General features: G+C 61.9%; 17 protein-coding genes. 12 read left to right on the top strand and 5 right to left on the bottom strand.

Going from position 1 to position 22,354, the window contains the following annotated elements:
• Positions 1 to 229 precede the first annotated feature (229 nt).
• A complete protein-coding gene (locus PR018_RS24780; RefSeq protein WP_142831348.1) occupies positions 230 to 1,015 on the top strand; it encodes an SDR family oxidoreductase in 786 nt (261 codons plus the stop codon).
• 5 nt (positions 1,016 to 1,020) lie between these two features.
• Here the strand turns inward: PR018_RS24780 and PR018_RS24775 are convergent, their stop codons facing one another.
• Complete coding sequence (locus tag PR018_RS24775) at positions 1,021 to 1,662, bottom strand: GntR family transcriptional regulator (RefSeq protein WP_142831444.1); 642 nt, start codon at positions 1,660 to 1,662, stop codon at positions 1,021 to 1,023.
• Between the two features lie 361 nt (positions 1,663 to 2,023).
• Between PR018_RS24775 and PR018_RS24770 the strand changes: the two genes are divergently transcribed.
• The 10 genes from PR018_RS24770 to atzF are packed head-to-tail and all read left to right on the top strand — an operon-like array spanning position 2,024 to position 12,399.
• A complete protein-coding gene (locus PR018_RS24770; RefSeq protein WP_142831349.1) occupies positions 2,024 to 3,154 on the top strand; it encodes a BMP family ABC transporter substrate-binding protein in 1,131 nt (376 codons plus the stop codon).
• Between the two features lie 23 nt (positions 3,155 to 3,177).
• Positions 3,178 to 4,308, top strand: a complete 1,131-nt coding sequence (locus PR018_RS24765) for an ABC transporter permease (RefSeq protein WP_142831350.1) — start codon at positions 3,178 to 3,180, stop codon at positions 4,306 to 4,308.
• Positions 4,308 to 5,234: an ABC transporter permease gene (locus tag PR018_RS24760; protein ID WP_142831351.1), complete on the top strand. Its 927-nt coding sequence runs from the start codon at positions 4,308 to 4,310 to the stop codon at positions 5,232 to 5,234. Before PR018_RS24765 ends, PR018_RS24760 begins: the two co-directional genes overlap by 1 nt.
• Before the next feature lie 10 nt (positions 5,235 to 5,244).
• Positions 5,245 to 6,261, top strand: coding sequence for a formamidase (locus tag PR018_RS24755; RefSeq protein ID WP_142831352.1), 1,017 nt, complete (start codon positions 5,245 to 5,247; stop codon positions 6,259 to 6,261).
• A 10-nt stretch (positions 6,262 to 6,271) separates the two neighbouring features.
• Entirely contained in the window at positions 6,272 to 6,973 is a 702-nt protein-coding gene (biuH, locus tag PR018_RS24750; protein WP_142831353.1) for a biuret amidohydrolase, read from the top strand.
• Positions 6,973 to 8,031 carry a cyanuric acid amidohydrolase gene (gene atzD, locus PR018_RS24745; protein WP_142831354.1) on the top strand — a complete coding sequence of 353 codons (1,059 nt, stop codon included), beginning with the start codon at positions 6,973 to 6,975 and terminating at the stop codon, positions 8,029 to 8,031. The genes biuH and atzD overlap by 1 nt, the downstream gene beginning before the upstream one ends.
• Entirely contained in the window at positions 8,028 to 9,581 is a 1,554-nt protein-coding gene (locus PR018_RS24740; RefSeq protein WP_142831355.1) for an ABC transporter ATP-binding protein, read from the top strand. Before atzD ends, PR018_RS24740 begins: the two co-directional genes overlap by 4 nt.
• Positions 9,581 to 10,249: a cysteine hydrolase family protein gene (locus tag PR018_RS24735; RefSeq protein WP_142831356.1), complete on the top strand. Its 669-nt coding sequence runs from the start codon at positions 9,581 to 9,583 to the stop codon at positions 10,247 to 10,249. Before PR018_RS24740 ends, PR018_RS24735 begins: the two co-directional genes overlap by 1 nt.
• Positions 10,242 to 10,598, top strand: a complete 357-nt coding sequence (locus PR018_RS24730) for a cupin domain-containing protein (RefSeq protein WP_142831357.1) — start codon at positions 10,242 to 10,244, stop codon at positions 10,596 to 10,598. The genes PR018_RS24735 and PR018_RS24730 overlap by 8 nt, the downstream gene beginning before the upstream one ends.
• Entirely contained in the window at positions 10,591 to 12,399 is a 1,809-nt protein-coding gene (gene atzF / locus PR018_RS24725) for an allophanate hydrolase (RefSeq protein ID WP_142831358.1), read from the top strand. The genes PR018_RS24730 and atzF overlap by 8 nt, the downstream gene beginning before the upstream one ends.
• A 27-nt stretch (positions 12,400 to 12,426) precedes the next feature.
• Here the strand turns inward: atzF and PR018_RS24720 are convergent, their stop codons facing one another.
• Positions 12,427 to 13,206, bottom strand: coding sequence for a TfuA-like protein (locus tag PR018_RS24720; RefSeq protein WP_224128731.1), 780 nt, complete (start codon positions 13,204 to 13,206; stop codon positions 12,427 to 12,429).
• Between the two features lie 45 nt (positions 13,207 to 13,251).
• Here PR018_RS24720 and PR018_RS24715 point away from each other — a divergent pair, with 45 nt between their 5' ends.
• Positions 13,252 to 13,539 carry a hypothetical protein gene (locus PR018_RS24715; RefSeq protein WP_142831359.1) on the top strand — a complete coding sequence of 96 codons (288 nt, stop codon included), beginning with the start codon at positions 13,252 to 13,254 and terminating at the stop codon, positions 13,537 to 13,539.
• A gap of 622 nt (positions 13,540 to 14,161) precedes the next feature.
• On the opposite strand, the gene PR018_RS24710 is transcribed toward PR018_RS24715, so the two are convergent.
• From PR018_RS24710 to uca, 3 genes are all read right to left on the bottom strand, one after another.
• Positions 14,162 to 17,239 (bottom strand): efflux RND transporter permease subunit, encoded by a 3,078-nt coding sequence (locus PR018_RS24710; RefSeq protein WP_142831360.1) that lies wholly within the window; start codon positions 17,237 to 17,239, stop codon positions 14,162 to 14,164.
• A gap of 10 nt (positions 17,240 to 17,249) precedes the next feature.
• Positions 17,250 to 18,353: an efflux RND transporter periplasmic adaptor subunit gene (locus tag PR018_RS24705; RefSeq protein WP_161990992.1), complete on the bottom strand. Its 1,104-nt coding sequence runs from the start codon at positions 18,351 to 18,353 to the stop codon at positions 17,250 to 17,252.
• Positions 18,354 to 18,812: 459 nt separating this feature from the next.
• Complete coding sequence (uca, locus tag PR018_RS24700) at positions 18,813 to 22,352, bottom strand: urea carboxylase (protein ID WP_142831362.1); 3,540 nt, start codon at positions 22,350 to 22,352, stop codon at positions 18,813 to 18,815.
• Between the last annotated feature and the right edge of the window lie 2 nt (positions 22,353 to 22,354).

Genomic DNA, 22,354 nt, shown 5'->3' with positions numbered 1-22,354 from the left:
GACAAGCAATTTAGAAGTCTGGCAAAGGGTAAAAGGTGCTGGGGCGCGCGCATCTCGTATCGACGGAGGCTTTTACCGGGGATGGGAGCAACCATCATGAAAACGTGAATGGTTTCTCGTCGCTTCAGGCGTAATGCTCGAGATGGTGGCCTGCTAGTCTGGCCGCCGCGCTCTGGTTGCGCTGCCTGGCGAACAGGCTCTGCGACCGGTCGGGGGATATAGACAGGAGATGGATGTGCATACGAAAAGCTTCAACGACAAGATCGTTCTCGTTACCGGCGGCTCGAAGGGTATCGGCTTGGCATGTGCCAAGCAATTTGTCGGGGAGGGGGCCCGTGTCGTCATCAGTTCTCGCTCGCAAGCCAATATCGACGAAGCGCTGAAATTGCTGCCGGGTGCAGTCGGCTTTGCCGCCGATCTCTCCGATGGTGCGGCTGCAGCGGCGTTGGTCAAACGGGTAGGACTGGATGTCGGTCCTATCGACGTCCTCGTCAACTCGGCCGGTGCAGCCAAGCGATCGCCACCGGAGGACCTGACGCCCGCCTTCTGGCGCGCAGCCATGGATGCAAAGTTCTTCTCGACCATCAACGTTGTCGATCCCATCGTCAAGGCGATGGCTGCGCGGGGTCATGGCGTCATTATCAATATCATCGGCGCTGGCGGCAAGGTGGCGAGCCCCATCCATCTTGCGGGCGGTTCGGCGAATGCGGCGCTGATGTTGGCGACTGCTGGTCTCGGCAATGCCTATGCCGCATCCGGAGTGCGTATCGTCGGCATCAGTCCCGGTCTGACGCAAACCGGGAGAGTGGCGGAGGGAGTTGCAGCGGATGCGCGCCTTGCCGGCATCACCATCGAAGCCGCCATCGAGAACAGCGTTAAAAAGATCCCGATCGGGCGTATGGCGCTGCCGGAAGAAGTGGCCGACCTCGCGCTCTTTCTGGCCTCGGACAAGGCACGCTATATCACCGGCATCACCATTACCATGGATGGCGCCCAGTATCCTGTGGTCGTGTAGGAAGCCTACTCCTTGCTCGACGCCTGGTTATCGCTATCGCGGGCAAACACCAGACTGGCGTCGCTGACCGTGGCGACGTGCGCGTGGGCAGCGCGGCCGGCGAGCGCCGCCTCGCCGCGCAGGATGGCCATGACGATGGTCTCGTGTTCCTCAAAGGACCTCACCATGCGCCCGGAGAGCCTGAACTGCGCCCTTCGAAACGGCGCAAGTCGCGCGCGGGTCTGGGTTACGAGCTCGTAAACGTGGTCGTTGTGCGCACCGCGATAGAGGCGCGTATGAAATTCGGTATTATGCGCCGCATATTCCTCTTCCCCGCCGAGATGTACAAGCCGCGCCGATGCGCGGTGCTCGAGCTCCAGCTGGCGTCGTTCATCGACGGTCATGCGCTCGGCGGATAGCCGGGCGCAGATGCCTTCCAGTTCGGCCATGGCCTCGAACATCGATACGAGATGCTGTTGTGTCACCCTCGTGACCACGGCGCTGCGGTTTGGCTGGCGGCCAACAAGGCCAATGGCGCAAAGCTGGCCCAGCGCTTCGCGCACCGGTGTCCGCGAAACCTCGAAACGTCCCGCGAGAGACACTTCGTCAAGCTTGTCGCCGGGTTGCATGGCGCCGGTGATGATCATGTCGGCGATAGCGCGGACCATTTGCTCGACGGTGGTCCCGGCGCGCACGACTGCTTTTTTCGAGGGCGATTTCACACGTTGTCTCTACATCTAAGACGTACTGCATACAGATGCATCGAGAACAACAGGATGTCAATGTTAGCACAAGCCATTGTTATGAAACATTATTTTTTAGAGTTTGGCGATCGACCCATTCGGGAGCTCGCAGAAATCCGAAAAGCCGATAATATATTCATCAGCTCAGAAAAAGTGCATACAGTTTGTGCTTATCCCATATCGGCATCTCATAAAGCATTGATATCATGATACTTTCAAAGTGGCATGGCAGTTGCTTCAAGACTTTCGTAACCTGTTGACCCGGCAATGCCGCGAGGAGATCACCATGACCAAACTCCTGCCAATGAACCGCCGTACATTTCTCCAGACGACCGCGGGGGCCGGCGCGGCCCTCGGCCTCTCGTCTTCCCTTTTCGCGACCGGTGCCGCGGCGCAAACCGCGCTGACTGTGGGCTTCATCTATGTCGGGCCCAAGGACGACTACGGCTACAATCAGGCGCACGCGGAAGGCGCTGCTGTCGTCAAGGCGATGCCCGGCGTCACTGTCATCGAGGAGGAGAATGTACCGGAAACCGTCGACGTCCAGAAAACCATGGAATCGATGATCAATCTCGATGGTGCAACGCTGATCTTCCCGACCTCTTTCGGCTATTTCGACCCCCATATGCTGGCAGTTGCAGCAAAGTATCCAAACATTCAATTCCGCCACTGCGGCGGTCTCTGGCAGAAGGACAAGAACCCGATGAACACCGGGTCGTACTTCGGCTATATCGGCCAGGGGCAGTATCTGAACGGCATCACGGCAGCCTACGCGTCGAAGAGCAAGAAAATCGGATTCGTCGCTGCAAAGCCGATCCCGCAGGTGTTGCAGAACATCAATTCCTTCCTGCTCGGCGCCCGCTCGGTTGATCCAGCCATCACCTGCCAGGTCATCTTCACCGGAGAATGGTCGCTTGCCGTCAAGGAGGCCGAGGCCACCAATGCTCTGATCGACCAGGGCGCCGACGTCATCACCTGCCACGTGGACAGCCCCAAAGTCGTGGTCGAGACGGCCGCCGGGAGAGGCGCGTTTGTCTGTGGATACCACGCCAACCAGAGCCCGCTTTCGCCCGAAAAATATCTGACCGGCGCCGAGTGGGCCTGGGGGAATGTCTACACAAACTTCGTCACGGAAGCCCAGGCCGGCAAGCCGCTTGGAAACTTCGTGCGCGGCGGCCTGAAGGATGGCTTCGTCAAGAGGAGCCCTCTTGGACCCGGCGTGTCGGGAGAATCCCGCACTAAGTTCGAAGCAACGCTGGCATCGATGAAGGCCGGTGGCTTCTCGGTATTCAAGGGGCCGCTGAAGGACAACAAGGGCAATGTCGTCGTGACCGCAGGGCAGTCTCTTGCCGAGGACGCCATTGAGCTCGAAAGCATGGGCTACCTTGTCGAGGGCGTCGTCGGCTCGACGGCTTGAGCGTGAAGAGGGGAGGGCAGGTCATGGCCGCCGAGATCGAAACGTCCACGATATCGTCGCCGGCAGCGCGAGCCGCGTCATTGCGGCCGGCACTGGGGTGGTTGGCGCGTCGCGCCGAGCCGGTTGCGATTTCGTTCGGAGCGGTTTTTGCAGGCCTGGCTCTCTTCTCCCTGTTCATTCTGGCGGTCGGCAAATCGCCGGCCGTCCTTTTCCAGTTGATGTATGCCGGTGGCTTCGGCAGCTGGTTTTCAATGCAGAATGCGCTCAGCCGGGGAGCACCGCTCCTGTTGACCGCGCTCTGCGTGGCGCTGCCGGCGCGGCTGGGGCTGGTCATTATTGGCGGCGAGGGCGCGGTTGTTCTTGGTGGCGTTGCGGCGGCTGCGATCGCCCTGCCGCTCACCGCAACCCTGTCGCCGGTCGTTGTCGTTCCTCTGATGGCGCTTGCCGGCATGCTGACCGGCGCCATCTGGATCGGCTTTGCCGGATTTCTGCGTCACTACAGGGGTGTCAACGAGACAATTTCCAGTCTCCTGCTTGCCTATATCGCCATTGCCTTGATGAACCACCTTATCGAGGGACCGCTCCGGGACCCCGCCAGCCTCAACAAGCCCTCGACCGCGCCTCTGCCGGCAAATTTCATGCTTGGTCATATCCCTGGCATGGACGTCAACTGGGGTCTTGCCATCGGCGTCATCGCATGCATCCTTTGCTTCGTTCTGATCGAGGCCACCAGCATCGGCTTTGCCGCCCGCATCGCCGGCGGCAATGTCCGCGCGGCGCAAGTCCAAGGATTGCCCGTGGGCCGCCTGATGGTCGGCTTTACGGCCCTGGCTGGAAGCTTTGCCGGTCTGGCCGGCATGGTGCAGGTCTCGGCGGTGCAGGGCACGGCCAATGCGTCGCTCGCCTCCGGCTATGGCTATACTGGCATCCTTGTCGCATTTCTCGCGCGCCACAATCCGCTGGCAATCATACCCGTCGCCATCCTTCTCGGCGGCATCGATGCGTCGGGCGGGTTGATCCAGCGACGCATGGGCCTGCCGGACGCGACCGTACTTGTGCTGCAAGGCACGCTCTTTCTCTTCATCCTGTTCTGCGAGACCTTTTACGGCCGCTTCAAGATCTTCAACCCCGACCTCTGGAAGAGGAGCGCCTGATGGACGACACCGCAATCGGTCTTTGGGGCGTACCGCTGGCCATTTTCGCTGGCGCGATCCGTGTCTCGACGCCATTCATCTTCGTCAGCCTCGGCGAATCGATCACCGAGCGCTCCGGCCGGATCAATCTGGGCCTCGAGGGGACGCTGGTGTTCGGCGCAATGACCGCCTACGCTGTTGCCGTCATGAGCGGTTCGCCCTGGCTCGGCGTGCTCGCGGCGATGGCGACCGGGGCAGTCTTCGGCCTCGTGCACGGCTTCATCTGCAAATTCCCCAAGATCAACGATATCGCGATCGGCATCGCGATGATGCAGTTCGGCCTGGGCCTTGCCTTCTTCCTTGGCAAGTCTTTCATCAAGCCTGCGGCACCGCACCTGCCATCGATCCCGCTCGGCGGCTGGTCGCGCCTGCCGCAGATCCAGGCGGCGCTGAACATCAACGTGCTGTTCGTCATCGGCGCGCTTTTGGCGGTGGTGCTGTGGTGGGGCTTCCGCAACACGCGCCTCGGCCTGATCCTGCGGGTGGTCGGCGATAGCTCGGATGCCGCCCGCGCCATGGGTCTTAACCCCGATACCGTCCGCCTGCTGGCAACTGCCGCCGGAGGGTCGCTTGCAGCCATCGGCGGCGCCTATCTGTCGCTGTTTTATCCCGGCTCCTGGAACGAGGGCATTTCATCGGGACAGGGGCTGATGGCGGTCGCACTGGTGATCTTTGCGCGCTGGAACCCGATCGGCTGCTTTCTCGCCGCATTGCTGTTCGGCGGCGCCGGTGCGCTCGGTCCTTCGCTGCAATCTGTCGGCGTGACGCAGGGCTACTACCTGTTTTATGCGGCGCCGTATGTACTGACGCTCGTCATCCTGATCGCCACATCCTCGCCCACCCGGTCGCTCTCAGGCGCGCCCGCCTCGCTATCGATAACCAAGTAAAGGACACGCCATGAACGGTCTCGGAGGACTGAACATCTCGGAAAACGGCGTCGGCATCGGCCTGGTTCAGCTCCAGTTGCCGGTGACGGTGACGAAGGACGACCTGGCCCGCCAGACGCAGGTGATCGTCGACCTCGTCGGCAAAGCGCGGCGCAACCAGTCCGGCATGGATCTCGTCGTCTTCCCGGAATATGCGCTGCACGGACTGTCGATGGACATCAACCCGGACATCATGTGCCGGATGGACGGTCCGGAAGTGGCCGCATTCAAGCAGGCCTGTCGCGACAACCATATCTGGGGATGCTTCTCGCTCATGGAATTCAATCCCGGTGGCATGCCCTACAACTCCGGCATCATCATCGACGACCAGGGTGAACTCAAACTCTATTATCGCAAGATGCATCCGTGGGTGCCGGTCGAGCCGTGGGAACCCGGCGATCTCGGCATTCCGGTCATCGACGGCCCCAAGGGCGCAAAGCTGGCACTGATCATCTGCCATGACGGCATGTTCCCGGAAATGTCTCGCGAATGCGCCTACAAGGGCGCCGAGATCATGATCCGCACGGCCGGCTACACCGCCCCGATCCGCGAAAGCTGGCGCTTTACCAACCAGTCGAATGCCTTCTGCAACCTGATGGTGACAGTCAGTGTCTGCATGTCCGGCTCCGACGGCAGCTTCGATTCCATGGGGGAGGGGATGATCTGCAATTTCGACGGGTCGATCATCGCCCACGGAACATCCGGCCGCGTCAACGAGATCATCACCGCCGAGGTGCGGCCTGATCTCGTCCGCGAGGCACGGCGCGGCTGGGGCGTTGAAAACAACATCTACCAGTTCGGCCATCGCGGCTATGTGGCCGTTGCCAGCGGCGCCGGCGATGCGCCCTACACCTACATGCACGATCTGATGGCAGGGCAGTACAAGCTGCCTTGGGAGGATGAGATCAAGGTCAAGGATGGAACGACTTGCGGCTTTGAGAAGCCGACGAGGTCCTATCGCGAAACACGCAAGATAGCCGGCGAATAGGAGGCCTGATATGGATTTGCAGACGGAAACCAAGGGACGCTTCATCACGTCCGATCCCTATCCCTGGCCCTATAACGGCGCGCTGCGCCCCGATAATACGGCGCTTATCATCATCGACATGCAGACCGACTTCTGCGGCGCCGGCGGCTATGTCGATCATATGGGCTATGACCTCTCGCTGGTGCGAGCGCCGATCGCCCCGATCAAGGCGGTGCTGACAGCCATGCGCGCGAACGGCTATCACATCATCCATACCCGCGAAGGCCACCGGCCTGACCTTGCAGACCTGCCGGCCAATAAGCGCTGGCGTTCGCAGCGCATCGGCGCTGGCATCGGCGATGTGGGCCCCTGCGGCCGCATCCTGGTACGGGGCGAGCCCGGCTGGGATATCATCGATGAACTCTACCCCATCGCCGGCGAGACGATCATCGACAAGCCCGGCAAGGGCTCGTTCTGCGCGACCGACCTTGAGCTCATTCTTCACCAGAAGCGCATCGAGAACATCATCCTTACCGGTATTACGACGGACGTCTGCGTCCACACGACGATGCGCGAGGCGAACGACCGCGGGTTCGAATGCGTCATGCTGGAGGATTGCTGCGGCGCCACCGACTACGGCAACCACCTCGCCGCCATCAAGATGATCAAGATGCAGGGCGGCGTCTTCGGCGCCGTCTCGACATCGCAGGCGATCATCGAGGGGATCGGCTGATGTCCTCCCGCCGCGCCTTCGTCGCTCGCATCGCAGCAGATGGCCCCAATGATATTGCCGGCGTCGAGGCCTTGTTCGATGCTGCCCTGCCACCTGGCGATCTCGTTGCCATTCTCGGCAAGACCGAGGGCAATGGCTGCGTCAACGATTTCACGCGCGCCTTCGCCACGACGAGCTTCGAAACGCTGTTTGCAAAGCACGGCATATCCGGCGCCTCGATCGTGATGTCCGGCGGCACCGAAGGCGCGCTGTCGCCGCACTGGACAGTTTTTGGTCGGCAGCAGGTGGCGGATGAGGGAACCGGCGCACTTGCAATCGGCGTTGCCCGCACGTCTGTATTGCCGTGGCAGCATCTCGGCCGCAGGCAACAGGTGCTGAGCGTGGCAGAGGCGGTACGCGCGGCGATTACCGATGCCGGGATCGACACGTTGGAAGACGTGCATTTCGTGCAGATCAAGTGCCCCCTTCTGACCCAGCGACGGGTCCTCGAAGTCGAGCACGCCGGCGGCACGACAGTCACCCGCGACGCATTGAAATCCATGGCCTATTCCCGTGGCGCATCGGCGCTGGGTGTGGCGGTGGCCCTCGGCGAACTGGATCCGGACACGATTTCGGACAGTGATGTCTGCACCCGGCTCGACCTCTTCTCCGGCCGTGCCTCCACATCCGCCGGCGTCGAACTTGAGGACCACGAGATCATCGTGCTCGGCATGAGTCCCCGCTGGTCCGGCCCGCTCGCCATCGACCACGCCATCATGGGCGATGCGATCGACACAGCCGGTGTAAAGGAAGCACGCGACCGCCTCGGCGACGCCACTCTCGTGGCGGTACTCGCCAAGGCCGAAGCGGACCCTTCCGGTTCTGTCCGCGGTCGCCGGCATACCATGCTTGACGACAGCGATATCTCCTCCACCCGGCATGCCCGCGCCTTCGTCGGCGGCGTCCTTGCCGGCCTGTTCGGGGCTACGGACCTCTATGTCTCCGGCGGCGCTGAACACCAGGGGCCTCCCGGCGGCGGACCCGTTGCCGTCATCGTTGAAAGGCAGGAACTGACATGATCCAGATCCGCGACACACCACTTCCGGCTCGTGGCAAGGCCGTCGGCATCCAGACGCACGACATGACCATGCGCTTCGGCAGCTTTACCGCGCTCGACCACGTCTCCATCGACGTTCCTGCCGGCTCCTTTCACGCGCTGCTCGGCGAAAACGGCGCCGGCAAATCGACACTCGTGAAATGCATCATGGGCTTTTACCACCAGACATCCGGCTCGCTGTCCGTCGGGGACAGGGAGGTCGCCATTGGCTCGCCCAAGGATGCGGCAAGCTACGGGCTCGGCATGGTCTACCAGCACTTCACGCTGGTGCCATCGCTGACGGGGGCGGAAAATCTGGTGATCAGCCGCGCCCACGTGCCGGCCGTGATCAATTGGGCCAGGGAGAACCGGGATCTGGCAAAGTTCATGGAGACAATGCCTTTCAAGATCCCCCTCGACCGTCCGGTTCAGGAACTGGCCGCCGGCGAGAAGCAGAAGCTGGAAATCGTCAAGCAACTCTATCTCGGCCGGTCCTTCCTGGTGCTCGATGAACCGACATCGGTGCTGACACCGGCAGAAGCCGATGAGATGCTCGCCGTCGTGCGCGGCATGACGGAGCGCGGCGAACTCACCGTGCTGATGATCAGCCACAAATTTCACGAGGTAACCAAGTTTGCCGATTCCGTCACCGTCCTCAGGCGCGGCAAGATGGCAGGCGGCGGCAAGGTGGCAGATCTTACCACACAGGAAATGGCTGCGATGATGATCGGCGACGTCAAGCTGGCTGAACTCGACTCGCGATTGCCGGTCGCCAATACGGCAGACCCGGTTCTGGCCGTCAGCGGCATCCGGGCACGGGATCGCTCCGGGTTGAAGAGCATCGATATCGAAAATCTCGACGTTCGCGCCGGCGAGATTGTCGGCATCGCTGGCATCTCAGGGAACGGACAGAAAGAACTGGCCGAAGTGCTCGCCGGACAAAGACCGCTCGAGGCCGGCACGATTACAGTCAAGGGGAGGCCATACGGTGCCACGCGGAAGGAAACGCGCGCCAACAATGTCCGCTTCATTCCCGAGGAACCGCTGACGAATGCCTGCGCGCCCAGAATGACAGTGACGGAAAACCTCGCGTTCCGCACGTTCGACGTCAAGCAGAAGACCGGGCGCAAGGTCTCTTGGCTCGACAAGACATCGATGCGCCGGCGCGCTGAGGCGCTGATCGCCGATTTCAAGGTGAAAACCGCCTCTGCTTCCTCGCCGATCGCCTCGCTCTCCGGTGGAAATATCCAGCGCGCGGTGCTCGCCCGCGAACTGACGGGCGAGGTCGATCTGCTGATCGTCTCCAATCCCTGCTTTGGCCTCGACTTCTCGGCTGTCGCCGAAATCCGGGCACGGATCATGAGGGCGCGCAACGCTGGCACCGCCGTGTTGCTGCTGTCCGAGGATCTCGACGAACTCCTGGAGATGTCGGACCGCATCATGGTGATGTCAGACGGCAAGCTCGTCTACGAAACACCGATCCGCAACGCGGATGTCGGCGTCATCGGCGCGCATATGGCGGGACACCAGTGATGGCCGGGATCAAAGCACAGCCATTCGCCTTTCCACTCAAACGAGACAGGATTGCGCTCGTCGTCATCGACATGCAGCGTGATTTTGCAGAGCCCGGCGGCTTCGGCGAGAGCCTTGGCAACGATGTCGGCCGCATCACCCGCATCGTCCCCGATGTCGCAAGGCTGATCGCGGGCTTCCGCGCGGCCGGGCTGCCTGTCGTTCACACCATGGAATGTCATCGGCCTGATCTCTCCGATCTGCCGGCTGCCAAGCGCAATCGCGGTAATCCGGCACTGCGTATCGGCGACGAAGGACCGATGGGACGGGTTCTTATATCGGGCGAACCCGGCACTGCGATCCTCGAGGCGGTCGCGCCGGTGGGCGGTGAGGTGGTGATCGAAAAGCCCGGCAAAGGCGCTTTTTACGCCACGCCCCTCGGCGACATCCTGAAGAGCAGGGGCATCGAGCAGCTGGTGTTTGCCGGCGTAACGACAGAGGTTTGCGTCCAGACGACGATGCGCGAGGCAAACGATCGCGGCTACGAATGTCTTCTCTGCGAAGAAGCGACGGAAAGCTATTTCGAGGACTTCAAGCGCGCTGCCATTGCCATGATCCGCGCGCAAGGGGCGATCGTCGGCTGGACCGCGCATCTCGACGATATTCTGGAGGGACTGGCCGATGCCTGAGACGACGCGCGAAAACCTGACATCGGGCGGCTGGAAAAGCCTCGAATTCGGCCCTTTCCGGCCCGGCGTCACCCTACACTGGCTCCAGAATTTCGAAGACGACCAGCCGGGCGTCGCCCTGCTGAAATACGAACCCGGCGCCGCCGTGCCCCGCCATCGGCATATGGGGCCCGAAACCATCCTCGTGCTCGATGGCGTCCAGTCGGACGAGGCCGGAGACTATGGTCCGGGCACCGTGGTGATCAACAGGATAGGGTCCGAGCACTCCGTCTGGACAAAAACAGGGTGTGTCGTTCTCATCCAGTGGGACCGGCCGGTAATGATTTTGGAAGAGAGTAACAATGATTGACGGACAAACATTCGACATCGCCTCCCTGCACCGGGCCTACGCTGGCGGCTGGACCGTCGCCGAGATGGTCGACACGGTTTTTGCCCGCATTGCCGATGTCGACGACCCCGGCATTTTCCTGCATCTGGCGGACCGTAATGCGCTGCTGGCGCAGGCGGCAACCCTCGGGCCATTCGACCCGGTGGCAAAGCCGCTCTGGGGCATCCCCTTCGCCGTCAAGGACAACATCGATGTTGCCGGCATGCCGACCACGGCGGCCTGCCCGGATTTTGCCTTCCACCCGGATGTAGACGCAACCGTCGTTCGCCTGTTAAAGGAGGCCGGCGCACTGGTTATCGGCAAGACCAATCTCGACCAGTTCGCCACCGGCCTCGTCGGCGTCCGCACACCCTTTCCAGTGCCCCGTAATGCCATCGATCCGACACTCGTGCCGGGCGGATCGAGCTCCGGTTCGGCCGTTGTTACGTCACACGGCATCGTTAGCTTTGCACTCGGGACCGATACCGCTGGTTCCGGCCGCATCCCCGCCGGCCTCAACAACATCGTCGGCCTAAAGCCGAGTGTCGGTGCGCTTTCGACATCGGGCGTACTGCCGGCCTGCCGTACGCTCGACTGTGTTTCGATCTTCGCCCTGACGGCTGACGACGCCTTCAAGGTATTCTCGGTCGCCGCCAGATACGATGCAGCGGACGCCTATTCGCGAGCGATCCAGGTAACAGGATACGGCCCACTGCCGCCGGTGCTCACCATCGGTGTGCTTGCACCGGAAGACAGAAAATTCTTCGGCGATGCGGCAATGGAGGCATCCTATGAGGATGCGCTTTCGATGCTGTCAACGCTCGGGCACAAGCTTGTCCAAGTGCCGTTTGCAGACTTCTACAAGACGGCCGATCTTCTCTACGAGGGTGCCTGGGTGGCGGAACGCTATGCTGCCGTGAAGGATTTCTTCGATGCCCGCCCGGAGAGTTTCCACCCCGTGACTGCCAAGATCTACGGTGGCGCCAAATCGCTGTCGGCGGCGGATGCCTTCAACGGGCTCTACGCATTGCAGGCTCTGAAGAGATCGGTCGCACCGCTGATCGCATCGGTCGATCTTTTCTGTGTCCCGACAGCGCCGCGACACTACACCCGCGCTGAGCTTGAAGCCGAGCCGATCCGCGAGAACAGCCGGCTAGGAACCTACACCAACTTCGTCAATCTGCTCGACATGTGCGGCATCGCGGTGCCCACAGGCACCCGGAGCGACGGACTGCCGGCAAGCGTCACACTGCTTGCGCCTGCAGGCCGGGATGGCCTGACCGCAGCGCTGGCGGCCGATATCCATGCACGAAGCGGGGTGACCCTCGGTGCCACCGGCTGGGCGCAGCCGCCCCAACCCGAGCTCCCGCAGATTGAAGAACCTGGCCAGATCGACGTCGTGGTTGTCGGCGCGCACCTTTCCGGCATGCCGCTCAACATCCAGCTCCGCGATCTCGAAGCCCGTTTTGTCCGCACGACTACGACCGCCGCCGACTACAAGCTTTTCAGCCTTGCCAATCAGACGCCGGCCAAGCCCGGCCTCATCCGATGCGCTGAAAACACCGGCACGAAGATCGAAGTCGAGGTCTGGCGGCTTTCGGCAGCCGGCTTCGGAAAGTTCGTCGCCGCCATTCCTCCACCGCTCGGCATCGGAACCATCATGCTCAGCGACGGCAGCCAGGCGAAGGGCTTTCTGGCCGAGTCGGTGGGTCTCGAAGGCGCAGAGGATATATCCTCCTTCGGCGGATGGCGGGCTTTCGTCAACAGATCGACGACGACTTGAAAAATTGCCGTCCTTCCGGCTGCTTGCCTAATCTCCGGCAGGCTTGACGGGTGGCATCGATTTCACGTCACCGCAAAACTGGGTTTCCCAGAAGGAGGTGGCGTGAAACCTCCAGTCGAACTGCGGGGAGAAACGACGATCCGGCGTCCCGATCACCCTGTCGATGAGGCGCAGGGCATCCTGAAGCTTGGGATTGACGGCATTGGCACGCAAATGCGCCAAGACCGTTGACGCTCTTTCGACATCCGAAATGGCGTCCCGCACCAGCTGCCGATAGGTCCTGTTTTTGAAGAAGGTCTCCTCGGCAGTCCTTTGCAGGCGGGCTTCCTCCTCGAGCGTGACGAGGGCCAGATGCCGGCACTGCGCAAGTGTCGCCCTGGCATTGACGAGTGGGACACTGAGCGGCAGGTAACCGAGATCGGCCGGCGCGTGCGATTGCGCCACGTCAGCATCCTCCTCCAGCAGGCCGCTGGCATATCCCTCGTAGATTTTGCCGATGCCGACCATGCCGAATGGCGCACACTCGGCCGCCCTCAGCGCGCCGATGCTTGCGGCACCGAACATGTGAACGCCCTGAGACAGGCCATACAGGATTTCTTTATGCCATACTGCGGGGACGGCATCATAGACACCGTCGATCAGCCCGATCACCGTGGCGCCGTCTTCCACAGCCCTGTGGACATCGCCTTGGCCGGCAGGTGGCCGAAGCTCGTAAGCACCGTCCGTTCGCAGATCTGCACCGTGGACCGTGGGGCCCGCAAAAATCACCCGCATCTCGATCTCGCCTTTTGCCACTGCACTGTGCATTGCCGACGGCGTGGCGCCTGCGCTCTTTTGGCATCGAAGCACCGCTTGCAACCCATGACAGATGGCGTAGATTTACAACAGTGCCTGGACATCATTCCTTCCGCCCTATCTTCGTTCTTCCCCGATCTAAAGGATGAGCAGATGTTTCGCGACCTCAATGCCTATCAGCCGAGACGAGAGCCTCCGCCCGAAAGAAAATACAAGCAGCTCACGCCGAAGCAGGAGCGTATCCTCCTCATGGCCATTGCCTTCAATCTCGTAATGGCGCTGTTCGCGCCGTTTTGTGGCTCGACGCTTTTAGACGGCGTCGTTTCCCTCTTCCGTCTTCTCTAGCGCCAGCAGCTCTAGGCCGACCTCAAGTCGGTGTTCAATTGATACGACTGGTTTGCGCCAATTGCAGCGATTGACCCTGTTCATTCGGTAAAGTCGCCGGTCCATTCGGCATGATCATCGCGCAGTCCGATTGACGCCCACCTATCCAGGGATGCGTAAACGGCAGTCTCAGGCCATCGTGCATCACCTTCCTCCGCTTGCGTCCACGTGAGATGAACTTTTGCCATGCTTCGTCAGACAGCTGAATAAGAGCATCGTCGCAGTCATAGCGGCGGGCGATGAGCCTCACTCTCAGACCATATAGCTCAGGGGCCGGTACCGGCTCCTTGTGGAACTCCACCTCCCAGCCTTGCCAAAAAAAGAAGCCGTGCCGTCTTCGATTTCCTCTAGCGATTCCCCAAGGCTCAAGCCAATTCATGGATAATACCGTCCCATCAATGGGACGCACACCGGGTCCATTGTCGCTAAACCGATGTCGACAAGTGGTAGCAAACGAATTCGAACCGATGATTCTCCTTTTTGCCCGGCAGCGCTGTTTTCCTTGCTCATTGCGCAAGTGTGACAGACGGCCCTGAAAGCGACTGCCGTCACCTTAATGGCAATGCACGAGCCACCAAGGCGGCTATGTGAGTGTCGCAGCACTAACCTCTGCTTTGAGCGGCGTGACTTCCTGGTGAGACATCCTGCGACCCGCAAACGTATACACCATCGGTACGACGAAAAGCGTCAGCAACGTGCCCAGCGTCATGCCGCCGACGATGACATAGCCGATTTGGTGGCGACTTTCGGCACCGGCGCCCTGGGCGATGGCGAGCGGCACGGCACCCAGCACCATGGCACCTGTCGTCATCAGGATCGGCCGCAGGCGCATGACAGCGGCATCGATCACTGCCGAAAGCCGGTCGTGCCCTGCCTCCTGCCGCTGGTTTGCAAATTCGACGATGAGAATGCCGTGCTTGGTGATGAGGCCGACCAGCGTGACAAGTCCGATCTGCGAATAAACGTTCAACGAGCCGCCGCCGAGCGAAAGCGCGGCCAGCGCGCCGGTCATCGACAGCGGTACCGTCACCATGATGATCAGCGGATCGCGGAAGCTTTCGAACTGTGCGGCAAGCACTAGGTAGATGAAGCCGAGCGCGAGGACGAACACCACGAGCAGGCTCTGGCCGGAAGCGCGGAATTCGCGGCTTGGGCCGGATACGTCGGTCTGTACTGTGTCCGGCAGGACCTCCCTGGCTGCCGTCTCCATGAAGAAAAGCGCTTCGCCGGTGGATACGCCAGCGGCAAGGTTTGCCGACACCGTCACCGACCGCAGCTGGTTGAAACGCTTCAGCTCCTGCGGCGCGACGGTTTCCTTGACGCCCACGAGGTTCGACAATTGCACCATCTGGTCGGTCGGCGACTTCAGGAAGATCGTCGAGAGGGTCGATGGTGCAGTGCGGTCCTCCGCTGCCAGCTGGACATAGACATCGTACTGCTCACCGTCATTTTCGAAACGGGTAACCTGCCTGCCGCCGAGCAACGTCTCGAGGGTCCTGCCGATCACAGATATGTCGATACCTAGGTCGGACGCCTTTTCGCGATCGATATTAATGGTCATTTCCGGCTTGTTGAGCTTCAGGTCGCTATCGATGTTGGTGAGACCGGGAAATTCAGAGATTCGCTCCATGAAACGACGGGTCACCTGGTCGAGCTCCTCATAGGTGCCTGAACTCTGCAACACGAATTCGATCGGGCGGGCATTGTTGGAGGTGCCGAGCGAGGGGGGATTGCTGGCAAAAGCAGTGACGCCGGCGATGCGGCGCAGGGCCGGGAGCAACTCTGCCACCAGCTCTTGCTGGCGACGGTCGCGGGCATCCCAATCGCTGAGGCGGCCGATAACCTGGAAGCGGTTCACCTCGGGCATGCCGTTGATCGTCTGGACGCTGCCGACTTCAGAGATCGGCTTGAGAAGGGCTTCCACCTGCTTGGAATAGCGTTCGGTATAGGCAAGCGTCGAGCCCTCCGGCGCCGTGCCGACCACGCGGATGATGCCGCGGTCCTCAACGGGTGCCAGCTCCTGCGGCAAGCCGACATAGAGGAAGGCGCTGCAGGCGGCGACGACGACAGCCGCCAGCGCGACAAGGCGGCGCATGCCGAGCGAGGTCGCCAGCAGGCGACGATAGCCGTTCTCAAGGCCGCTCAGCCCCCGCTCGATGAACGCCGATATTCGCCCCGGTTCCTTCTCGTGTTTCAGGAGCCTGGAGCACATCATCGGCGTCAGCGTCAGGGCGACGAAGCCCGACACGATCACCGCGCTTGCAAGCGTCAGCGAGAATTCGAGGAACAGCTTGCCCGTTCTGCCGGTGGCAAAGGCCACGGGCGCATAGACGGCGGCGAGCGTCAGCGTCATGGCGATCACCGCAAAGCCGATTTCCCGCGTTCCCTTGATGGCCGCCGGTATCGGCGCCATGCCGTCCTCGATGTGGCGGAAAATGTTCTCGAGCACGACGATGGCATCATCGACCACCAGACCGATGGCGAGAACGATGGCGAGCAAGGTCAGGGTGTTCACGCTGAAACCGAGCGCATACATGATCGCGAAGGTGGCGATCAGCGAAATCGGGATGGTAACGATCGGAATGATGGAGGCCCGCCACGAGCGCAGAAAGACGACGATGACGATCAGCACGAGGACGATGGCCTCGACGATTGTCGCGTAGACGGCCCCCAGCGCCCTGTCGATGAATACCGAGTTGTCGTTGCCGACAGCACCCGTCATGCCTTCCGGCAGATTGGCGTTGATGTCTGGTAGGATGGCATTGATGCCGGCGGAGACATCGAGCGGATTGGCGACCGCCTGCTTGATAATGCCGACCACGATGGCGTTTTCGCCGTTGAAGCGACCGGCGCGACGCTCGTCGGCAGCGCCGAGCTCAACCCGGGCAACCTCGCTCAGGCGCACCAGCACGCCATTGCCACGCTTGACGATGATGTTTTCGAACTCGCTGACCGTGCCGATCGCCGACTTGGAAAGGACCGTAAACTCGCGGTCGTTGCTCTCCAGTCGGCCGGCGGGGATCTCGACGTTCTGAGCCCGCAGCGAATCCTCGATTTCCTGCACCGTGAGGTTCAGGGCAGCAAGCCTCTGGCGATCGATCCAGATCCGCATGGCGTATCGCCGCTCGCCGTATATCTGCACGTCGGCAACGCCGGTCACATTCTTGAAGCGGTCGACGACATTGCGATCGACATAATCGGTGAGTTCGAGGGGGCTCATCCGGTCGTTGCGAAAGACAACGAAGACCACCGGCTGGGCATCGGCCTCGACCTTGGAAATAACCGGCTCGGTGATTTCGTCCGGCAGACGCTGACGCACCCGGCTTACCCGGTCGCGCACATCGCTTGCGGCCACGTCCGGCTGGATCTCCAGGCGGAAGCGGACGGTGATGCGGCTCGATTCCGAGCGGCTGGTCGATTCCAGCACGTCGATGCCTTCAATGCCGGCGATCGATCCTTCGAGAATCTGGGTGACCTGGCTTTCAATGATGCTGGCGGAAGCACCGGGATAGGTCGTGACGACGGAAACCACGGGCTCGTCGATACTGGGATACTCGCGCACCGCCAGTCGGTCATAGGAGACGATACCGACCAGCAGCATCAGCAGGCTGAGGACGGTCGCAAACACCGGCCGGCGGATGCACAGTTCCGAAAAACCCATCAGCCTCTCCTCATATCGCCGGCTCGGCTGCCGCGCTTTCAACGATATCGACGACAGATCCGTTTCGCAGGCGATTGTGTCCGGCGGTCACCACCGTCATGTCGCCGGAGATTCCTTCGAGTTCGGCCATGCCGGCCTTGCGCGCTCCAAGGCTCACCTTGGTTTCCTGGGCCTTGCCGTCGACCACGGTCCAAACAAACCGCTCCTGGCCGCGCGCCACGATCGCAGCCTCCGGCACGGTGACAACCTGGCGCTCCTTTAGACCCTTAACGACGACGCGGGCAAAAAGGCCCGGCCGCAACACAAGATCGGCGTTCGGAAGCGTGGCCCGGATACTGATCGCCCGCCCGTTGACGTCGAGCATCGGATCGATCGCATAGATCGTGCCCGTGAATTGCCGGCCGGGGATGGCATCGACGACAACCTCGATATTCTGTCCGACGCGGACCTTCTGCAGGTTTGCCTCAGGGATTTTGAAGTCGACCTTGAGCACGTCGATCTTTTCGAGATTGACCAGCGTCGTACCGGCACCGACATAGCTGCCGGTCGAGATGCGGCGAAGGCCGACCGTTCCGGTAAAGGGTGCCAGGATATCGAGCTTGGCAAGCTGGGCGCGCTGGGAATTCAACAACGCCTCGGCCGTGCTCCGCTCGGCAAGCGCGACGTCGAGTTCGCGGCCGGTGCCGCTTCCCGTTCCGGCGAGACGTTTCGCACGATCGTAGCTGGTTGTCGCAAGGTCGAGGCGAACCCTCATTTCCTCTTCGGCTGCTCTGGCCAGTGTATCGTCAAGCCGGACGAGGACCTCGCCAGCCTTGACCGGCCTGCCTTCCTCGAATTTGATTTCGACGATGCGCCCTGCAATTTCGGGGGCAAGCTGGACGGACTCGTCGGATTGCAGCGTGCCAATCGCGTTGATGTCGCTGGTCGACAGGACCTGTTTGGCCTTCGCCACTTCCACGGCTACAGGCCCTGCCGCGCGGGCAACGGGTCTGTTTTCGGATCGTTGGATAAAAGCCATACCGGGTGGTGCATCAATCCACCGCCAGTTTATCGCCGCCACACCGACTGCGGCGACGGCGACAACCCCCAATGCTGCTGCTGCAAACTTGTTCATGACATGCCCCACCAATCTCTGTCGCGCCAGGAGACCCCGTCTAGCCTTACGTCTCGATCGGTCGAACGGATGTTTTCCAGCCGATGCCGGTTTGGGACGGCGGATAGTCGGCAGAGACCATCGGTCCGTCATGAGACCGGCCTGCAGGGTGCGGTGGGAAAAGAGACATGTCCCTCGGTCCTAGTCCGGCATCGTCTGTCGGGAGGGTCCGACATCACAGACGCGCCGGAAGCGACTGCCAGAGGGGCCCGGACCATGGGTTGATCCTCATATGAGGCAGTGCTCACCAAGGTTCAAGGGCGTGGCATTGCGTTCTTGCACCTCTTTTTACGACCGATGGCGCGCGCGCCCTCGCATGCCGGCGCACACTCAGTCGATCCACCTTGGGGGGACACCAGCATCAGACTGCCGCGACGTCTCGGTCTCGGCGGTCCCCGTCCCCGGTGCAGGCAGCCTTGGTCAGGGCTCCTCCAGCACAATCAGGAGGTCTCCGGCCTTCACCGTACGCCCCGGAGCGGCCCGGAGTTCACGCACCCGCCCAGCCACGTGGGACGTGACGTTGATCTCCATCTTCATCGACTCGATGATAGCAACGGTATCGCCCGCCGACACATGGGAACCGGGCTCTACCAGCAGTTTCCAGATATTGCCGGGTACACTGCTGGCAACGCCGAAGCAGCCCTCGGGCACATCTCCATCGAAGCTCTCTCTGCCGCCATCGTCTGTCACGAAGCTGTCGAGACCTTCGGCTTTCCAGCGCTGCCTCTCGGTCTCGAATGCCGCCTGCTGCCGGTGCTTGAATGCTTCGATGGACTGGGCGTTCTTGCTCAGTTCGAGCGCGTAGTCGGCATAGGAGAATTCGGTCTCCTCAATGCGGATCGGGTAGCCGCCGTGAGGGAAGGCGGCTCTCGCCTCGGCCAGTTCCTCGTGGCTGACGGGGAAGAAGCGGATCTGGTCGAAGAAGTTCAGAAGCCATGGCTTGCCCGTGTCAAAGGCAGGCGTCTGCCGCCAGGTATTCCAGACCTGTATCGTGCGGCCGAAGAGCTGGTAGCCGCCCGGCCCCTCCATGCCGTAGATGCACATGTAGGCGCCGCCGATGCCGACGGCATTTTCCGGCGTCCAGGTGCGCGCCGGATTGTACTTTGTGGTCACGAGGCGGTGCCTTGGATCGACCGGCGTTGCCACCGGCGCGCCGAGATAGACATCGCCCAGCCCCAGTACGAGATAGCTGGCATCGAAGACGATGTCCTTGACCGCCTGCTCGTCCGCCAGCCCATTTATCCGGCGAATGAACTCGATGTTGGAGGGACACCAGGGCGCATCCGGCCGCACGAGCTCCTGATATTTGCGCATCGCCAGCTCGGCGTCCGGGTCATTCCACGAAAGTGGCAGATGGACGATCCGGCTTGGAACCGTGACCTGTTCGGCCGGAAGAAGCCCGGCTTCGAGATTCGCCAGCAGGCCCAGCAATCGTCGACGCGTCAGCGTCGAGCCGTCATAATGGATCTGCAGGGATCGAATGCCCGGCGTGAGATCGATCAGGCCGGGAAGGCGCGCGTCCCTGACGGCGTTCATCAACAGATGGACGCGCAGGCGAAGCGCGATGTCCAGCTCCATGGGCCCGTATTCGACAAGGAGATTGTCGTCCCCCTGCCGGCGATAGACGACCGTCACCGGCGCTTTGTCGAACGTACCGACGATGGCCGATCCCCTTTCGGTCGCGCCGGCCAGCGCGGCCGGTGCCGTCAGGGGATCGTCAGGACGCACCACCGGATGGAAACGGATGGTGTCGCCCGGCTTGAACTGGCCCATCTTCCATTGTTCGTCGCGCGCGATCACGGCGGGGCATACGAAGCCGCCGAGGCTCGGTCCATCCGGACCAAGGATGATCGGCATGTCGCCGGTAAAGTCTATGGCGCCGATAGCATAGGCATTGTCATGCAGGTTGGAGGGATGCAACCCTGCCTGTCCGCCATCGGTCCGTGCCCATTTTGGCGTGGGGCCGAGGAGCCGGACCCCCGTTCTGGCGCTGTTGAAATGCACCTCGTAGGGCAGGGAAAAGAGCGCGTCGATATCGCCCGGCTGGAAGAAATCCGGCGCCCCGTGCGGGCCGTAGACCACCCCGACATTCCAGGCGTTCGTCAGCTCCGCCGGCGCCTCCGCACGCTTGGGCGCCTGCGTCTTTTCATGGCGGGCGAGATGCAGGACATGCCCGGTCTTCAGCGCGCCGGTCGCATTGCCACCGAACTGGCCGAGCGTGAAGGTTGCGCGCGAGCCAAGCACTGTGGGCGCCGCAAAGCCTCCGGCGACGGCCAGGTAGGCGCGCTGACCGGGGCCGCTGATGTTGCCGACGGTCAGGACGGCGCCTGCAGGAATGACGACCCGCTCACCATGCGGCAAGGGCGTGCCGTCGCAGCTCATGGCCATTTCTGCACCGGCCAGGGCTATCGACGTCTGCGTAAAAAAGCGCAATGTCGGTCCCGAGACCGTCAACTCCAGCGCGGCCGTGTCGTCATGGTTGCCGACAAGCCGGTTTGCATGCCGGAACGAGCGCTCGTCCATCGGCCCGCTCGGCGGCACCCCGACATGCCAGAGGCCAAGGCGGCCCGGCAATTCTTGAATACTGGACTGGGCGCCGGGCACCAGCACCTCGATGATATCGGGGATGAAGGCGAAGTCACGCAATGCGGTTGTCGCGACATTGCCGCTGGCCAGCAATTCGGAGGCGGCGATTTTTCGCAGATAGTCGACATTGGTCTCGATGCCCCAAATCGCGGTTTCCGAAAGCGCGGCCTTGAGCTTTTCGATGGCCGTCTCCCTGTCATCGGCGGCAATGATGAGTTTTGCCAGCATTGGGTCGTAGAAGGGGGTGACGTCCGTTCCGGTCTCGATCCAGCTGTCAACGCGCGCATTGGCGGGGAATGCCACCTCGGTCAAAAGGCCGGCGCTCGGGCGGAAATCCGCATGCGGCATTTCGGCGTAGATCCGCACCTCGATGGCCGCCCCCTTCGGGCGCAGATCCATCGCCTTTGACAGAACATCTTCGCCGGCTGCCTGCCGGATCATCCATTCGACGAGGTCGATGCCGAAGACGGCTTCGGTCACGGGATGTTCCACCTGCAGGCGGGTGTTCACCTCGAGAAAATAGAATTCCTGGCGGCGTGGATCGTAGATGAACTCCACGGTGCCGGCGGAAGAATAGGAAATGGAAGCACCGAGGTCGACAGCGGCCTTGTGGAGGCGCGCGCGGACATCTGCGGAAATGCCGGGGGCAGGGGTCTCCTCGACGACCTTCTGGTTTCGCCGCTGCAAAGAGCAATCGCGCTCTCCGAGAGCGACGACGTTCCCCTTGCCGTCGCCGAAGATCTGCACCTCGATATGTCGAGCGTTGGCAACGAAGCGTTCGATATAGACGCGGGCATCGCCAAAGCTGGCATTGGCGGTACGACGCACCCCTTCGAAGGCTGCCTTCAGTGCGGCCTCGTCGTGGCAGAGCTGCATGCCGATACCGCCGCCACCCGCCGTGCTTTTCAGCATGACGGGATAGCCGATCTCGGCTGCCTTGGCGCATGCCTCTTGCAGGCTTTCCAGCAATCCGCTGCCGGGCAGCAGCGGGACCCCGCTTGCCTGCGCGAGCGCTCTTGCCGTGTGTTTCAGGCCAAAAGCCGACAGGTGCTCCGGCCTCGGCCCGATAAACGCGATGCCTTCTGCTGCCAAGCGCTCGGCAAAGCCGATATTCTCCGAGAGAAAGCCGTAGCCCGGGTGGACAGCCTCAGCACCGGTCTGCCTGCAGGCCGCAATGACGGCGTCGATGTTGAGGTAGCTGTCCGTGGCCACGGCCGGCCCGAGCCTGACGGCTTCGTCGGCGACACGCGCGGCCAGGGAGAACCTGTCCGCATCGGAATAAACGGCGACGGATGCTATTCCCATTTGCTTGAGTGTCCGGATGATCCGGACGGCGATTTCGCCCCTGTTGGCGATCAGGACTTTCTTGAACATGC

It is taken from the genome of Rhizobium rhododendri, assembly GCF_007000325.2.
Lineage (GTDB): Bacteria > Pseudomonadota > Alphaproteobacteria > Rhizobiales > Rhizobiaceae > Rhizobium > Rhizobium rhododendri.
Note: the sequence above shows the minus strand (reverse complement) of the source record. Positions and strands in the feature narration are given on the sequence as shown.